The organism is Vibrio sp. CUB2 (genome assembly GCF_001557945.1).
GTDB lineage: Bacteria > Pseudomonadota > Gammaproteobacteria > Enterobacterales > Vibrionaceae > Vibrio > Vibrio owensii.
In genome coordinates this window covers 111,084-127,771 of record NZ_LNRB01000014.1, presented here as the reverse complement: position 1 = coordinate 127,771, position 16,688 = coordinate 111,084, and the positions used below count along the sequence as shown (strand labels likewise).

12 protein-coding genes are annotated in these 16,688 nt (G+C 47.4%); 4 read left to right on the top strand and 8 right to left on the bottom strand.

Translation table 11 applies throughout. The features are described 5' to 3' along the window. Positions 1-969, top strand: coding sequence for an alpha-L-glutamate ligase-like protein (locus tag ATB78_RS20365; RefSeq protein ID WP_038896324.1), 969 nt, complete (start codon positions 1-3; stop codon positions 967-969). Between the two features lie 199 nt (positions 970-1,168). Then, positions 1,169-1,321, top strand: a complete 153-nt coding sequence (locus tag ATB78_RS29525; protein WP_009707089.1) for a hypothetical protein — start codon at positions 1,169-1,171, stop codon at positions 1,319-1,321. 87 nt (positions 1,322-1,408) lie between these two features. Here ATB78_RS29525 and ATB78_RS20360 read toward each other — a convergent pair whose 3' ends face one another. The 3 genes from ATB78_RS20360 to ATB78_RS20350 all read right to left on the bottom strand — a co-directional run bounded on the left by ATB78_RS20360 (position 1,409) and on the right by ATB78_RS20350 (position 6,174). Further along, positions 1,409-3,049: a choline dehydrogenase gene (locus tag ATB78_RS20360; protein WP_061010146.1), complete on the bottom strand. Its 1,641-nt coding sequence runs from the start codon at positions 3,047-3,049 to the stop codon at positions 1,409-1,411. Beyond that, positions 3,036-4,601: a long-chain fatty acid--CoA ligase gene (locus ATB78_RS20355; protein WP_061010144.1), complete on the bottom strand. Its 1,566-nt coding sequence runs from the start codon at positions 4,599-4,601 to the stop codon at positions 3,036-3,038. Before ATB78_RS20355 ends, ATB78_RS20360 begins: the two co-directional genes overlap by 14 nt. A gap of 82 nt (positions 4,602-4,683) precedes the next feature. Continuing rightward, a complete protein-coding gene (locus ATB78_RS20350) occupies positions 4,684-6,174 on the bottom strand; it encodes a coniferyl aldehyde dehydrogenase (protein ID WP_061010142.1) in 1,491 nt (496 codons plus the stop codon). 165 nt (positions 6,175-6,339) lie between these two features. On the opposite strand from ATB78_RS20350, the gene ATB78_RS20345 reads away from it, so the two are divergent. Continuing rightward, a complete protein-coding gene (locus ATB78_RS20345; RefSeq protein WP_061010140.1) occupies positions 6,340-7,374 on the top strand; it encodes an AraC family transcriptional regulator in 1,035 nt (344 codons plus the stop codon). 63 nt (positions 7,375-7,437) lie between these two features. On the opposite strand, the gene mukB is transcribed toward ATB78_RS20345, so the two are convergent. The 4 genes from mukB to cmoM are packed head-to-tail and all read right to left on the bottom strand — an operon-like array spanning position 7,438 to position 14,741. Then, positions 7,438-11,901, bottom strand: coding sequence for a chromosome partition protein MukB (gene mukB / locus ATB78_RS20340; RefSeq protein ID WP_061010166.1), 4,464 nt, complete (start codon positions 11,899-11,901; stop codon positions 7,438-7,440). Positions 11,902-11,903: 2 nt separating this feature from the next. Continuing rightward, positions 11,904-12,629: a chromosome partition protein MukE gene (mukE, locus tag ATB78_RS20335; protein ID WP_005378379.1), complete on the bottom strand. Its 726-nt coding sequence runs from the start codon at positions 12,627-12,629 to the stop codon at positions 11,904-11,906. After that, complete coding sequence (gene mukF, locus ATB78_RS20330) at positions 12,610-13,947, bottom strand: chromosome partition protein MukF (protein WP_009707095.1); 1,338 nt, start codon at positions 13,945-13,947, stop codon at positions 12,610-12,612. The genes mukE and mukF overlap by 20 nt, the downstream gene beginning before the upstream one ends. A gap of 2 nt (positions 13,948-13,949) precedes the next feature. Then, the gene (cmoM, locus tag ATB78_RS20325) at positions 13,950-14,741 is read right to left on the bottom strand and encodes a tRNA uridine 5-oxyacetic acid(34) methyltransferase CmoM (protein WP_005441671.1); all 792 of its coding nucleotides are present in this window, start codon (positions 14,739-14,741) and stop codon (positions 13,950-13,952) included. A 114-nt stretch (positions 14,742-14,855) separates the two neighbouring features. Here cmoM and elyC point away from each other — a divergent pair, with 114 nt between their 5' ends. Continuing rightward, positions 14,856-15,662, top strand: a complete 807-nt coding sequence (gene elyC / locus ATB78_RS20320) for an envelope biogenesis factor ElyC (RefSeq protein ID WP_038896317.1) — start codon at positions 14,856-14,858, stop codon at positions 15,660-15,662. A gap of 115 nt (positions 15,663-15,777) precedes the next feature. On the opposite strand, the gene torR is transcribed toward elyC, so the two are convergent. Next, complete coding sequence (gene torR, locus ATB78_RS20315; protein ID WP_009707096.1) at positions 15,778-16,491, bottom strand: two-component system response regulator TorR; 714 nt, start codon at positions 16,489-16,491, stop codon at positions 15,778-15,780. Positions 16,492-16,688: the final 197 nt, after the last annotated feature.

The window sequence follows — 16,688 nt, the reverse complement described above, 5'->3', positions numbered from 1 at the left end:
ATGTTTGAACGTTTTACTTCGCCAGCAAAACTTCGCCATAAAGGCATTATGGGCATGAACAAGCGTAACCATAGCTACATTGGTCGCTACAATGATCGCTCTAAATACCCTTTGGTGGATGACAAGCTAAAAACCAAAATCATTGCTGAAGCAGCAGGCGCAACTGTGCCTGCTCTTATCGGCGTGATTGCTAGCCAAGCTGAAGTTAAAAAGATTCACAAGATGGTCGAAAAGTGGCCAGGCTTTGTGATTAAGCCAGCGCAAGGAAGTGGCGGTAAAGGTATCTTGGTTATCACTTCGCACAAAGATGGTGTCTACACTAAGCCATCTGGTGCAACTTGTAATAAAGAAGAAGTTGAGCGTCACATCAGTAACGCCTTAGCGGGTCTATTCTCCCTTGGTGGTAAGAACGATGTGGCCGTGGTTGAAAACTTGATTAAGTTTGACGACTGTTTCGACGGCTTCAGTTACGAAGGTGTGCCAGACGTACGTATCATTGTATTTAAGGGCTACCCTGTGATGGCAATGATGCGTTGTTCTACTGCGGCATCTGACGGCAAAGCTAACCTTCACCAAGGCGCAGTTGGCGTTGGCATCGACATTGCCACCGGTAAAGCGATTCGTGCGGTGCAGTTCGACCAACCCGTTACCCACCACCCAGATACGGGTAAAGACTTGTCTACGCTGCAAGTGCCTCATTGGGAGCGTTTGCTAGAGCTTGCGTCAAGTGCTTGGGAAATGACAGGTCTAGGTTACATGGGCACCGACATGGTATTGGACAAAGAAGAAGGTCCAATGGTGCTTGAACTGAATGCACGTCCTGGCCTAGCGATTCAGATCGCAAACGGCGCAGGTTTGCTGCCTCGTTTAAAACACATAGAAAACCTTGGCATGCCTGCCGAGTATCCAAAACCGAAAGAGCGCGTAGCCTACGCCGCTGAACAGTTTGGCTCTAAATCTCAGTTCTAATCTCCTAGCTAGCAGCCATTTCTCCGGTTGCTAGCTTTCTTTTCATATTTGAGCGCTATCGCTCTCTTCTTAAGTAATTCATCGTTTTTATCACTGCAATCGATGATCCAGCTAACAAAATACACATCGATCGTTTCTTTTTTCTGCTGATTTTTGATTTTATATTTTCTCCCCCTTACTCAACTCAAGAGGTTGGGCGATGCTAACAAAAGAAACTAATAACAATGATACTCCGCTTGTTGAACAAGAGAACTTTGACCAGCACTTACAACGTTTGTCGGAAATCTCTGTCCAAGCACTTGATGAGCTTGCTGAAATGATCGAAAAAGGAAACGACCTTTCAGAAGAATAGGACTTACCTTTTCACATTTAAGCGCCTGCTAAAAAGCCGAGACTGTTGCCCTACAGCTCGGCTTATTTCATTTTTGAAGGGGGTTGTTTATATCAAAGCGGTAGCTGGCTTTTCAAAGCTCTCATCTAGACGATAATTTGCTTTGATGGTATCCGCCACTTTCTCTGCAATCATGATGGTTGGCGCATTGGTATTCCCGCCCACCAACGTCGGCATGATAGAGGCATCGACAACTCTCAGTGCCTCCAAACCATACACCTTAAGCTCGTTATCAACCACCGCTAGAGGGTCGCTCTTAGCCCCCATTTTACAAGTGCCGATTGGATGATACTGGGTGTCAGCGCGATTACGAATGTCCTGTTCAATCGCTTTGTCATCGGAAGCATCAACCGGATAGAAGTTCTCGCCGCGAATATCCGCGAACGCGTCACTCTCTAGCATCTGGTGCTGCTTCTTCCAGCCTTTGATCATGATTTCCATGTCTTCTGGGTGGCTGAAAAATGCAGGGTCGATACGCGGTTCATCGTAAGGGTTGGTGCTATTGAGCTTAACGGTGCCAATGCTCTTTGGTCTTAGTAAAGTGACGTGAGAGCTAAAGCCATGGCTCATGTGCATTTTGCGCGCATGGTCATCGACAACCGCAACAACGAAGACGAATTCCAAATCCGGTACTTTTACTTCGTCATCGGAGCAAAGAAATCCAATGCCCTCGGCAAAGTTACTGCTCATTTTTCCAGTGCGTGCTTTCACCCACTGTGGTAAAGCTTTGGTCATCTCTGTTGCCATTTGCAGAGAAACACCGAACGTATCGCGCTTCGCTGTGCATCGATAGGTATGCACTAGGTCAATGTGGTCTTGTAAGTTTTCGCCAACGCCCGGCAGTTCATGAACTTGCTCTATCCCGTGCGCTTGTAAATCTTGCTTTGCCCCAACACCAGATAGCATCAGAATTTGTGGCGAGCCGAATGCTCCTGCAGAGAGAATCACCTCTTTGTTGCACTTGATCTGAAAGCTATTCCCTTTCAAGCCATATTCCACGCCAACCGCTCGTTTGCCTTCAAACAATACTTTGTGCGTAGTTGCCTTAGTAATAACGGTCAGATTCGGCCGGTGTAAATTAGGAGTCAGATAAGCTTTGGCGGCACTGCATCGCTCGCCATTGATTTGCGTGACTTGCGTTTGCATGGCGCCCAACTGTTCTGCGCCATTTATATCTGGATTACGAGGTACGCCGATTGATTCACATGCATCTAAGAAGCGCTCTACAACGCCGCTCGGTGAACGTAGGTTAGCAACATTAAGTGGCCCACCTTGCCCATGAAATTCATCATGATGGACTTCGTTATTTTCTGCTTTCTTGAAGTACGGCAGGCAATCTTGATAGCTCCACCCTTCATTGCCAAGGCTTGCCCAAAGATCGTAGTCGTATCGGTGCCCTCTGGCGTACATCATCGCATTGATAGAACTCGAGCCACCTAACGTCTTGCCCCTTGGTTGATAACCCTTGCGACCATTCAAGCCCGATTGAGGAATGGTTTCAAAACCCCAGTTGTTTATTTTGGTTGGCATCATCGCTACCACACCAACTGGCGTATGAATAAAGGGACTTGTATCCGGCCCGCCCGCTTCCAGCAAACATACAGTGACATTCGGATCCTCAGTCAGTCGAGACGCTAAAACACATCCGGCTGAACCACCGCCCACAACAATAAAATCATAACTGTCCATCATCTACCTCCGCGACATCTAAAGGGTGAAGCTCTCGCTTTAAAATCTTGCCTGTGGCGGTCATAGGCAGTGCTTTACGAATGAAAACACGGCGTGGGTATTTGTAGTCAGCAAGTTGTTCACGGCACCAAGCGATTAAAGTATCGGGGCTACAATGCGCATCTTGGTGAAGCACGACATGGGCATGTACTTCTTCACCGAGGCGGTCATCATGCTCACCAACGACAGCCACCATCTCTACATCGGGGTGGCACATCAAGACTTCTTCAATCTCTCGTGGATACACGTTGTAGCCACCGCGGATAATCATGTCTTTGACACGATCGACGATAAACAAATTACCGTGCTCATCCACACGTCCAATATCACCAGTTAAGAACCAACCTTCACGTAACGCGTCACGGGTTGCTTCTGGTCGTCCGTAATAGCCTTTCATTACACTCGGGCTTTTTATACAGACTTCACCTAACTCCCCGATTGGTCGGGCGTGACCTTTTACATCGGCAATCTTAATCACGTAGCCGCACAATGGTTGCCCGACACTACCAGGCAGTCTGTCGCCATCAATATGATTAAACGTGGCCACTGGTGCGGTTTCTGACAATCCATAACCTTCTAACACCGGAAGCTCAAAGCGGTACTCAAACTGGCGAATCACTTCTACCGGCATAGAGGCACCACCAGAAACACCTAACCGAAGGCTATGTTTCACCAATTCAGAATGCTCCGGAGATTGTTCGCCCGCTCTAAGCAGTGCGATATACATGGTTGGCACACCAGCAAATACGCTGACTTTATGTTGGATGATTTGTTCAATGACGAACTTCGGTTCAAAGCGTGGGATCAACACTATGGTAGAGCCTGTCAACACGCTGGCATTCATCATGACGGTTTGACCGAAACTGTGGAACAGCGGCAAGGTTGCGATGGTCGTGTCACTGTATTCCAAGCGCATCAGATATTGAGAGGACATGGCATTGGTCAGCATATTCGTGTGGGACAATTCCGCTCCTTTTGGCAGCCCTGTTGTACCCGAGGTATAAAGAATCACCGCGGTGTCGTCGCCGTGTCTTGTCACCGATTCAAAAGACTCGAGTTCTTCGGCAAGCCAAGCCTCTATTGCATGCTCCCCTTCCTCACATTGAGCAGAGAGCGAGATAAAATATTCGCACTGCTCGGCCTGAGAAAAACCTTGTCTGCCATAGCTTCCCATTGGCAGTTCTTCGCTTCCTTCAAAACAGAAATACGCTTTAGCATCAGAATCATTTAGGTGATAAGCGATCTCTCGCCCTTTAAACAACACATTCAAAGGCACAACCACGCAAGCTGCTTTTAAAATGCCGTAATACACCATGGGGAAATAAGTGATGTTTGGACAAGACAGCGCGACTTTATCTCCGGCTTCAAGTCCCAGTCGCTTCAAGTTGGCTGCGATGTTACCTGCGAATTTGTCGAGTAGTGCGTAACTGATTTCATCATCGCCCATCCTGAGCGCCGCTTTAGAAGGAAAGAGCGCAGCACTGCGCTCCAGATTGACAGCAAGGTTGTGCATCCATGATCTCCTTTGTTTCGAAAGGCAGTCAGCGAATATCGACTGCCGAAGATTCTTTATGTAGAGAGGTAAGAATTGAGAGTTACGAGTGCTTGTTTAAATCTGGGTCGGGTTTGCCCGCAAACACACGTAGCACCAGTTTTTGCACTACGTTTCCGTATGGCGGTGCAAACAACTGAATTGGGAACCAATCGCGCATCTTCAGTACCGTGCGTGCATGGCTGAGTTCACGGAAACCTTCTTCGCCGTGGTAATTACCTATACCGGAATTACCCACACCGCCAAAAGGCACCGAATGATTGAGCACATGCCATCCCCAGTCGTTAATGGTGACCCCACCGCTGTGGGTTTGAGTAAGCAAGGTTTCACGTTGTTCTGAGTTGTTGCTAAACAGGTAGCAAGCCAGTGGTCGAGGTCTGTTAACGATGTACTGAATCACTTCGTCGATTGAACGATAGGTATGCACTGGTAAAAGAGGCCCAAAGATCTCTTCTTGGCAGATACGCATTTCGGATTTCAGGTTGGTAGCGATGTACAACGGTGTTTTTCGCCCCTCGCCATAATCAAGGCACTGGGTAATGGTTGCCCCTTTCTCTCGTGCATCATTGAGTAAATCATGGAAGCGTTTGTGCTGTGCCTCATCCACCAGTGCGGTGTAATCGTGATTGCCTTTGATTTCGCCATACATAGTTTGATGAGCAAGCTTTAACGCCTCTACAAAAGCCTCTTGCTTACCTTCTGGTACAAAGGCGTAATCGGGCGCGATACAGATTTGGCCAGAGTTAAAGCCCTTACCATGAGCAATACGTTCTGCTGCTTTGGTGACATCGTAATCGTCAAATACCACCACAGGGGATTTTCCCCCTAATTCGAGGGTCACAGGCGTAAGGTTCGCTGCCGCATTTGCCATGATGATCTTTCCACTTGCTGGCGATCCGGTGAACACCAAATGATCAAAAGGTAGATGAGAGATTTCCATCGACTCTGGATGATTACCTTCGACAATACGCACTAAATTCTCTGGGTAAATTTCTCCGAGCATGCGACGCAGTTGACGGGTGGTTTCTGGACAATTTGGGGGCATCTTGATCATGCAGCGGTTGCCCGCGGCTAGCGCGGTGATCATCGGGCCAATAGAAAGATACAACGGGAAGTTCCAAGGACAAATGATGCCTACCACCCCTTTAGGTTGATAACGCACTTCCAGCTTATTGCCTTTGAACAACCATTCAGTAGGTCGACGGCTTGGTTTCATCCAACCTTTTAGGTGTTTAACTACATGGTTGATATCTAGAATCGGAGCCAATACATCTGCCATGATAGATTCGGTATGGCTTCTCCCCCCAAAGTCTTGGCTCATGGCCTCTGCTAGTACATCTTGATATCGGGAAAGCTGCTTTTTTAAGGCTAATAAACGATGCTTTCTCACGGCATAACTCGATAAAGGCTCAGCTTGATATGCCGATTTCAATTCATCGAACCACTTTTCGAGTTCACTTACTGTTGGGTCATTCGTCGCTATCATTCCTTGATCGCTTAGCACTTCCTTATCTTGCTTTGCCAGTACATTCATGTTTCTCTCCAACTGTGCAATTTATTCAATTACAACATTTTGATAACATGTCGAACAGGTTACAAAAAGACAATAAACGGTGATATTCGGACAGCTTTGCGACAAGCATGACTGAATAGCATCCCAATACCCGCTAGGATTGATCCGAATGTAGAGGGGAAACGCATGGAATACACCGCTGTTTATGAGCCAGATACCCAAGCTTGTGGTGTTTTGGATTTGCAGTTACTCAATCGCTATCTAGAGCCGAGAGTGAGTATTGAGGCCTTACTCGCGGGCAGTGGCATCGATGCGCCTCAGCTTTATGCTCCCGATACCCACATTACCCTCGCGCAAAAACTGGCGGTATTTAGCAATGCTTTGGCTCAGTCAGACGAGCCCGGACTCGGGTTAAAAGTCGGACAACAAGCAAGGTTCAGTGACTTTGGGGTGCTAGGTTATGCGGTGTTCAGTAGCAATACCCTACTCGACGCTCTAATGATGGGTTTTAAGTACCTGAGACTTGCAGGCCCTGTACTAAAGAAGAAAATGTGGGTGGAAGATAATTCTGGTTACTTTCGCGCAGAACAACTGATAGACCTACAATCGCTCTTACCATTTTGTTGTGAATACTGGTTTGCGGCGATTCAGAATCTTTGTGAAGAAGTCATGCAGAAGCCCTTCCCTTCAACTGTTATACGTTTCCCTTATCCAGAACCTGAATATAGCGAGCTGTATGAGCAAGTATTCCACTGCAAAATTGAGTTCAACAGTAATCAATTAGAATGGCAGTTCGATGCCACCAGCTTGTTTGAGCCGTTGCCCGCAGCTAATACAATGACATTGCAGATGTGCTTAAAGTCATGCGATGAAATGCTGGCAAAAGTGAGTGGCAATGCCAGTTTGAAAGAAAAGATCACCCAGATGTTCGTCGAAAGACCAGGCAGCTACCCTTCGATAGAAGCCCTATCTGCTGAGCTAGGTATGTCTTCAAGAACATTGCGACGTCATCTCAAATCGGAAGAAACCAGCTATCAGCAAATCCTTGATCATGTTCGTTTCCACTTGGCTCGTCATTACCTTGCGTCAACACAAATGAGCGTCGAGGAGATTTCGGAACGCATTGGTTTCTCAGACAGTGCGAACTTCCGTCATGCTTTTCGTAAATGGAGCGGCAACTCACCAAAACAATATCGTCAAGAAGCCAATCTTACGACTTGAGCTTTGATACAACAGATACAAAAACGCCCGCGTTCATTGCGGGCGTTTTGCTAGATTCGAAGTTTACGATTCAAACTCTTCAATCATCTCTTGCGCTTCGGTCTTAGGCTTATCCGTTTGACCAAAACCGCGCAGACCCACTACGTGTACGTGTTCGTGGTCTTTAAACACCTTACGCACCAGTTTGTAGGTCGTACCTTTCTCTGGGCTGATGTTTTCTGGTGCAGCGATAAGCAGCTGCATATCCAGACGGTCACACAATTCGAACAATGTCGCGATCGATTTCGCATCCAGACGCGCTGCTTCATCCAAGAAGAGCAGACGACAAGGCACAATGTCTTTGCTGCGTAGACGACGAGACTCTTCTTCCCAGCTTTGAACAACCATCAGAAGGATTGACTGACCGGTACCGATCGCTTCACCTGTTGATAGCGCGCCAGACTCAGCCTGTAGCCAACCATCTGTACCACGGTTCACTTCTACACTTAGCTCTAGGTAGTTACGGTAATCCAGTAGCTCTTCACCCAGAACCTGAGGAGAACGTTGACCCATATCGATATGCGGGTTCACACGTTGGAACAGCTTCGCCATTGCTTCAGAGAAGGTAAAGCGAGTCGATTCAAACAGATCTTTATGCTGCTCTTGTTGTGTCGCTAGACCGTTCAGTAGCACTTCGTGACTTTCGCGGATCTTCACGTTTAGACGTACGCCCTTCACCTGACCGAACGAAATGTTCGACAGGCCTTGGTTCAGCATACGAATACGGTTTTGCTCACGCTGAATCGTCTTCTTGATGATGCTCGCTACCGACTCAGAGCTGATCGCTAGGCGGTTTTCACGTTGCGTTAGCTCTTCCGTTAGACGCGCTAGCTCCACTTCCATTTCTTCGATCGCTTCAACTGGATCATCAGTACGGATGATATCCTGACGAATGCGCTCACGAAGGTGTTGGTATACAGCAATGTAGAACAGAACTTTGCGCTCTGGACGTGCGTTGTCTTCTGATAGACGCAGCGCATCACGCAAGTCGTCATTGTTCGCAACCGCTAGACGCAGCGCACCCAATGATTTATCAGACATTGAACGCAGTTCATCCGCTGACATGTAAGCCAGTTCGCGCTTGTGTAGACGACGCTCAACATCGTTCTCTCGCGCCAGACGAAGTACTGAACACCAGCCAGCTTTCGCTGCAACCACGAACGTACGTAGCTCAACGTATTCTTTCTGAACTTTCTTCAGACGTTTCGCCAAGCCTTTCATCTCTAGTTCAGTAGAGGTGATCGTGCGCTCGTATTCGCTCTTACGGCTACGAGACGTGTGTAGACGCTCATGCAATTCATCACGACGACGCATTGCACGTTCTTCAGCACCTTCGTCCGCGTTCACGCCAAACTCTTGAAGTTCTTGTTTGAACTCTTGAACCGTTTCCAGTTTCGCTTGGTGTGAGCTCTTCAATGATGCCAATACTTGGTTGTATTGGTTCATTTGGCCTTGCGACTGTTTCAACTCTTCACGAGAGCGTGTACGCATTTGTTCAGCTTGAACCAGTTTTGCTTTTAGCTGCTCGCTCAGTTCGCTGCTCTTGTTCAGTAGGTCTACTGAATCTGAGTAAGCGAAGTAGTGGCGACGCTCAACGAGATCTGAGAGTGCAAAGATTTGCTTCTTAAGATCTTGTAGCTGTTCGTCTGCCGCTTTGTATTCTGCTTCTAGGGCGTCGAATTGCTCTGGGTCAGCATCTAGGGCAACTGCGACTTTTTCCAGTTCCGCCACTGCTTTCGCATGGTTATTTAAGAAAGCTTTTGCTTCTGAAAGCTGGGCGATTTTCTCTTCCAACTCGTCAAAGCGCGCTTGCAGCGATTCATCTTCAATCAACGCCATGTTTGGTGCTAGCTTGTCTAGAGAAGACAACGCTTGCTTGCTGGTTTGAAGCTGAGAACGTTGCTGCTGCTCTTTCGCATCCAGATCAGCCAGTACACGAGCGATTTGGTTACGCTTGTCGCGAATGGTTGCCAGCGCTTGCTCTGGGTCAGCTTCGAATGCTACTTGAATGTGGCTTGCCACAAACTGGTTGAACGCTTGGTACAGACGCTGCATTTTTTGCGAATCGAATGCCGCTTTCGCGTGCTTCTCAACTACTTCTTCACGTTCGTTACGTAGTAGCTCTAGACGCTGCTCACGTGCCGCACGACCAAACAGTGGGATTTCAGGCAAACGAGAGTAACGCATTTGGCGATCGTTCATACGAACGCAAACCGCGCCTTCTAGCTCTTCCGCGTCGAATGAGCTGTCATCAAAGGCATCAATGTCACCTTCAATGATGTACAAGTCTTCTGGACAGTCGTCTAGCTCTACCAGTTTCTCTTCGATACCAGATAGGTCAGATACAACGATAGCGTGACGAGCCGGGCCGTACATCGCACTGAAGTAAGGCGCGTCATCAATTGTGATGTCATCGTAGATCTCAGACAGCAATACGCCGCCCAGTGTATCAGCCAAACCTTTCAGGCGAGGGTCGTTTGAACCACCAGGAGAAGCAAGACGTTCAATCTCAGTGTCAAGTTGGCTGCGACGCTCTGCTAGTTTGTCTTTCGCCAGAGAAAGAGTCTTCTCTTGCTCAAGCACCACTTGCATTTGGCTCATGACTGACTGGCTATCTTCTAGCTCAGCGCCACTTTGCTCACGCAGTTTTTCTAGCGCATCGTTCGCCGCAATCCATGTTGGAGCAATGGCTTCTAGCTTGTTGATTTCCGCTGCTGCATCTTGCTCTAGACGACGCTGTTCGCTGCGTTGCTCACGCACGTCTTCCTGCGTCATTTCTAGCGAGTCGATTTGCATCGCGTGACGCTCACGCTCTTGTTCAAACGTGATTTCGTCAGTCAGTTCAACATGGAACTGCTTCTGGTATTCGTTGACTAGCTCGCGCGCTTGACGTTGCTGGTTAAGGCTACGTTCAAGGTCACGGTGCTGAGCACGCCATTGCTGTTCGTTTTGCGCAACTTGCTGAGATTCACGCGCTTTCGCAATTGCGGTTTTCGCATGTTCAGACGCGTCTTTACGCTCAACTTGACCAACGATACTTTGTACCAGTTTAAGTGCCGTTTCGAACTGCTCTGCTGCTGCAGAAGACATGTCCAGTTTGTGCTTAACCGATAGCAACGCGTTGGTGCTTTCTGATTCTTTGCTCTTAAGCTCAGAGACAAGGGCTTGTGCCGATTCTGCCGTTAGGCTGTCATCGCCAAGTAGCTGTTTCGCTTTCTCCAGCGCTTGAACTGCTTGTTGGTATTGAAGTGCACGAGTTTGTTGAACGTCGAGTGCTTGTTGGTAGTCCGCCAGCTGCGTCTTAAGGCTGTCCACCTCTTCTTCCGCAACGGTCGCTTGCTCTTCCACCATCATCACGCGTTCTTGCGCTTCTTCCACTACCATCATCTGTTCTTCAAGACGCTCACTCAGCTCTTCAAGATCTTCTTGGTAGCGTTCAATCTTCTCTTGCTGGCGCAGTGCGTTTTGCACCAGTTGCAAATGATCCGAAGCCGCTTGGTAATCTTGCTCTAAAGCCGATTCCGAATCGATCAGCAGTTCCAGCTCTTCTTGAACACGGTTAAGCAGGTTGTTTTGCTCAACAAGAGTTTCACGAGAACCGAACAACTCTGAACGTAATGACAGCGTTTTATCCAGCTTGTTACGACGATCGTTCGCGTGACGCATGTAGTCCGCGGCCACGTAGTTAGTCGACTCTGTGATCAAGTGTTTGAACAAGTCACGGTCTGCCTGCGTGGTTTTGATCGCTTCTAGCGTCATGCGGTTTTCACGCAGCGCCGATTCCATATCTTGGAACGCTTTCTTCACGCCGCCATTTTGTGGCAGAAGGTAATCACGTAGCGAGCGTGTAATTGCACTTGAGATACCACCGTAAAGCGATGCTTCGATCAGGCGGTAGAATTTAGAGCGGTCACCAGAGTTACGCAGTTTCTTCGGAATCACACCGAATTCAAACATTTGCGCGTGGTAATCCACGATAGAAGAGAAGGCTTTAAATTGAACGCCTTCAAATTCTGCGATCGATTCTTTTACTTCGTTGATTTGACGTACACGAGCTTGAGTCGCTGATACGCTTTCAATCAAGATATCCGTCGGTTTCACATGGCTTGGAAGACCTTGGATAACAAACGGTTTGATGTCTACTTTCTTATCACGACCCGCAACTTGCTGCAGTTTTACTGCGAACAATAGGCGTTGGTTACGTGAGTTCACCACGTCTAGCGCCGCATAACATGCGCCCGGCTGTAGCTTACCGTACAAACCTTTGTCGCGAGACGATTGGCTGCTGCCTGCTTCTGTGGTGTTACGGAAGTGCAGTAGCGTTTGGTCAGGAATCAATGCGGTGATGAACGCCGCCATTGTGGTTGATTTACCTGCACCGTTACCACCTGATAGCGTGGTGACCAGACCATCGATGTCAAATGTACGGGCAAAGAAGCCGTTCCAGTTGACCATGGTCAGCGATTGGTATTTACCGCGTTCAATCATGCTCATGCTTCACCCTCTTCTGTTGTTTCTTCTTGGGCTTGGTCGTCTTGATCTTCTTCAGACAATAGGCTGCCTTGGCTTGGCTCTTTGGTGTGCACTACCGCTTCACCATCGCGGATCAGACGCAGTTGCGCTTCACGCATGTCATCGCCAATACGTACATCGGCACCAAAGCGGAATACTGCTTCACTGATGCTGAATTTACCAGTTTCACCGATGTTGATGATCATGCCTAGGCGACGCAGACGACGAAGTGACGTACGTACTTTTTCAAACAGCTTTTCTTTATCAAGGTCAGAACCGGTAGCACGGTTCGTCACTAGCTTCATCAGCTTGTTTTCATCTGCTAGAGCAAGCAGTTCGTCGTACAGCTCTTGGTTAGTGAAGATGCCTTCGTGCGCAAGACGCTCTGGGCTTAGGTAAAGGAAACACAGTACCTTACCCACCAGCATATCCAGTTCAGAAAGGACACTGCGGCCAATCAGAGATGTTGAACGTGGACGAAGGTAGAAGAAACCTTCTGGCGCTTTCACCAATTCGGTGTTGTAGCGTTGGTAGAAAGAAGAAAGCTCAAGTTCAAAATCCGACAACAATGCGTGGTTGTCTAGATCTTCACTTGAGATATGACGCCCTGCTCGAAGCATGCTGTCAAGCGCTGGGAACAGAGGGTTAGAAATTGCTTTTGCCAGATTCTCTGACATGTATTCATTAGTATCGGTCGATGACATTCGCTTGTACCTTTGCCCCAAATTCGTTGATTGCTTTCCAGTCTGGCTGAACAGCTTGGTAGTCGGATTCTGAGTAACCCAGACGTACCGCCTGATCAACGACAATGCGAGCTAAATCAAAGTGATGAGTGTATGGATGTTGTGCAAGGTAATCTCGCAGAACCACGCTCAAGTCGATTGGTGTGCCTTGATCTTTATGCGCTTTCAGCATGTCACCAATTCGCTCTGCCAACTCATCATTGACTTGTTGAAACTCTTCGTATTCTACTTCCATCGGAACTTGACCCGTTACCTCGTCATCACGCAGTACCAAGGCTTCATCACGAAGGTCAGAAAGCCTTTCCGCATCTGCATAAGTCAGATACCAAGGCGCATCGAAGTAATCTTTGACGGATTGACGCAGACGCGAGCTAAACGCACGGTTCTTATCCATATCAATGGCAGTACGGATAAACTTGTGTACGTGTCGGTCGTAACCAATCCAAAGGTCGATCGCTTGCTGGCCCCAGCTTGTGATTCGGTCTAGCTTCATTTGCAGACCAAACAAGGCTTCTTCGATGAACTCCAGCTCAGGATCGCCATAAACAATTTCTTGAATATCTAGGATCTGAGTTTGCAGTTCATCACTGGCAGCTTGCAGCGTATCTTGAAGTTCACGCAACGTGCTCGACGTCTCTGACAGGAGCGCTTCACAGTTGTTGATCGCTTCACGCCAGTCTTTGTTAAGCAGATCAGCAATCTGTTGTTTAACAGACTGTTGCTGCTCATCCATCACACGTTGATTAAGGTCGATTTGATCGAAGATCTCGCCTACAGAATATTTCAAAATTCCGTAAACGTTTTTCTTCCAGTGGCCCGGAGTGCCACCCTTTTGTGCCGCTTCAATCGCTTTTGCCATTTCATCCGCCACCATCGATAGCTGGATAGAAAGACGCAGTTTCGAGAACTCGCGATGACGCACGTAGTAGTCGGTAATTCCTATCGCTAATGGCGACAAGCGGTAAATGCTCGCTCCGTCAGTAATCTCACTGACAAAACGGCTCATAAGACGCTGCTTAACCATCTCGTTGATGGCATTGTTCGCACGGAAAGCCGAAGCTTCGCCGGTCTCATCAAAAAGTCGAGTGACGATGGCAAATGCGTCGTGCAATTCACCTTCACCCAATTCTTCATCGAACCTTTCATTACTTAGTACAGCGATGGCAATCAAAAATGCCAATCGCTCAGTGGTCAGGTTCAACGAGAAATCGTGCTGCTTAACCCAGCCAACCAACTCATCGATTGGTTGCTCTGCAGCATTGAGAGTCATCTCACTCATCGTTATTCCTGTTTATCGTTCTTCTTAGCCCACACGTGTATGTAGCGGCCTAATGAGAGGTATGGCTCTTGTCGACAAAGTTGTTTTTCTAGCGCCAACACATCTTCAAACTCGTAATCGCCCATGTATTGCATATTGCCTATGTAATCACTGAAGGAACGAATACCAGATTTGCCACAAATACTAAAACCAGAATCTTCTATCCATTGATAGACCTCTTCGGGTTTTAGGCCTTTCTGTGGCTGTAGTTTAAATCTTTTCCGGTGAGGCATGCCGTCTAAAATATGAGGAATGTTGCCACAAACCACATTTTTATAGACTAAGCCGTGGTGGTTATAGAACATAACCGAAGCAATGCCCCCCGGCTTGACCTGTTCCAAAACGGTCTCGAGTGCGGTTTTCGGGTCGACCAACCACTCCATGACGGCATGAAACATGACAAGGTCCACCTGCGTTTCCATATGGTCACCAATGGATTGGACAGGTGAATGAATCAGGCGATACTGCTCAAGCAAACCGTTTTTTTCAATATCCTGCTTTGCTAGTTGCAGCATTTCCGAAGATAGATCACATAAAGCGACATGATGTCCGAGCTTAGCAAGCTTTTGCGACAATTGTGCTAACCCACCACCCGCATCAAGGACTTGCAGGGCTTGATGGTCGGCGTCTAATTCACTTAGAATCTGTAGAAAATCTTCCCACACAATGATTTGTCGGATCTCCCCTTTATCGGAGCCGTAAATATTTTTTGCAAATTTGTGGGCGATATCGTCGAAATTGCGGTCTTCTGTCACTTCTGCTGAGTTATCATAACGGATTGTGCCGCTATTCTGTCACAAGGAAAGCAGGAATAAAGAGGGTTATCCTCATTTTTATTATCAATTGATGTTTTTTCGGACTATTTATGTATGTTTGAGCTGAAAAAAGTTATGTCAGCCTTGTTAATGCCTCTTCCGGCATTGCTAATCATAGGCTTGTTAGGTCTTGCTCTCATTAGTTTTACCACCAAACGTAAAACTGGCTGCTTTGTTGTTCTATTCTCTTTTGTCGGCATTTTTCTCGTTGCCTTCCAACCTGTTTCAACTAAGCTACTGATGCCGCTAGAGCGCGAGTACAAAGCGTTTTTACCCGTTTCTGGTACCGTTGACTATGTCATGGTTCTTGGTAATGGCCATGTGGTGGACGATGAGATCCCACCGACTTCTCAATTAAGTCGCACAGCACTGATGCGACTCACCGAAGGCATTCGTATTTTGCGCATGTACCCAGGTGCGAAGTTAATCCTGTCTGGTTATGCAGGTGGTTCTGAAATTAGCCATGCTCGTATGATGGCAAACGTCGCGCTTTCTCTTGGCGTTGCTAAATCCGATATTATTTTATTGGAAGACGCTAAAGATACGTGGGAAGAAGCTCGCCAAGCAGCCGCGTTTGTTAAACAAAAAGATATCGTGCTCGTGACTTCGGCGAGCCACATGAAGCGTGCTTTGTATGAGTTCAACGCAGCGGGTATTAAACCCATCCCTGCACCAACGAACTTTATGGCGATTGATGACATCGAGCAGCCATGGCAAAAGTACGCACCGAAAGCTCGTTACTTAGAGCAAACGGAACTGTACTGGCATGAGTATCTTGGTGGGTTATGGCAGAAACTGCGTGACAACGTAGGACAAACGCCAATGGTTGAGATAGAAGAGCCTGAAGTCGCACAACCTTAATTGCTGCCTAGCAAGAACGTTGTCGCTGATAAAGCTTATCGTTAGATTGTCTTAACTGAAATCATAGACACAAAAAAGGAGAGCCTATGCTCTCCTTTTTCTTTATTGCGATGATTTAGTCGCCTGCAAACATGTAGCCTTCACCGTGAACGGTCACAAAGATTTGTGGGTTCTTTGGATCAAACTCCATCTTAGCGCGCATGCGTCGAATCAGTACGTCGATTGTACGATCGTTTGGCGCATCCACTCGGTGGCTGATCATATTCAAAATACGCTCGCGGCTAAGTACCTGATTTGGGTACGAAGACAGTGCCACCAATAGCTCATATTCCGCTTTGGTTAGTTTCACTGGCTCACCGTTACGGCTCAGAGCACGACGTTGAATGTCAAACGTCCACTCACCGAAGCGCACAATGTGTTCTTCATTAGTGTCGTTCGCTGTTTTTTGCGAACCGCTACGTGCCGCCGAAATGCGCCACAGCAAGTTCTTAACGCGAACCAATAATTCCCTTAGTTCAAAAGGCTTTGTCACATAATCGTCTGCGCCCATTTCTAGGCCAACGATTTTGTCAATGCTATCCGTGCGTCCTGTCACTAATATGATGCCGATATCTGATTGGCTGCGTAATTCACGCGTAAGCATAAGGCCATCTTCGCCAGGCAAATTAATATCCAACATGATCAGGTCTACATCGCCACTTTGAAGCACTTCGCGCATTTCTGCCCCGCTCTCTGCCTCACTAACTTTGTAGCCTTCATTTTGGAAATAGCCCGCAAGCTTACTACGAGTTACTACATCATCTTCTACGACTAATACGTGATAGCTCATTTACACCACTTTCTGTCTTTTTTATTTTCCAAGACGTATTCTATTCATAACTAGTAACATTTCTAGTCATAGATACATTAAAAAGCAAGATTTTGCGTTTTTATTGATTCAAAGCAAGCTTATTTACAGCCATTCATAAACGCGCATATTTTCCCATAATGGATAACAATTATAGTTACTGCTATTCATCTTAATTG

Coding starts and splice junctions, on each gene's coding strand:
- ATB78_RS20365 (WP_038896324.1), top strand. CDS start 1: ATGTTTGAACGTTTTACTTCGCCAGCAAAACTTCGCCATAAAGGCATT.
- ATB78_RS29525 (WP_009707089.1), top strand. CDS start 1,169: ATGCTAACAAAAGAAACTAATAACAATGATACTCCGCTTGTTGAACAA.
- ATB78_RS20360 (WP_061010146.1), bottom strand. CDS start 3,049: ATGGACAGTTATGATTTTATTGTTGTGGGCGGTGGTTCAGCCGGATGT.
- ATB78_RS20355 (WP_061010144.1), bottom strand. CDS start 4,601: ATGCACAACCTTGCTGTCAATCTGGAGCGCAGTGCTGCGCTCTTTCCT.
- ATB78_RS20350 (WP_061010142.1), bottom strand. CDS start 6,174: ATGAATGTACTGGCAAAGCAAGATAAGGAAGTGCTAAGCGATCAAGGA.
- ATB78_RS20345 (WP_061010140.1), top strand. CDS start 6,340: ATGGAATACACCGCTGTTTATGAGCCAGATACCCAAGCTTGTGGTGTT.
- mukB (WP_061010166.1), bottom strand. CDS start 11,901: ATGATTGAACGCGGTAAATACCAATCGCTGACCATGGTCAACTGGAAC.
- mukE (WP_005378379.1), bottom strand. CDS start 12,629: ATGTCATCGACCGATACTAATGAATACATGTCAGAGAATCTGGCAAAA.
- mukF (WP_009707095.1), bottom strand. CDS start 13,947: ATGAGTGAGATGACTCTCAATGCTGCAGAGCAACCAATCGATGAGTTG.
- elyC (WP_038896317.1), top strand. CDS start 14,856: ATGTTTGAGCTGAAAAAAGTTATGTCAGCCTTGTTAATGCCTCTTCCG.
- torR (WP_009707096.1), bottom strand. CDS start 16,491: ATGAGCTATCACGTATTAGTCGTAGAAGATGATGTAGTAACTCGTAGT.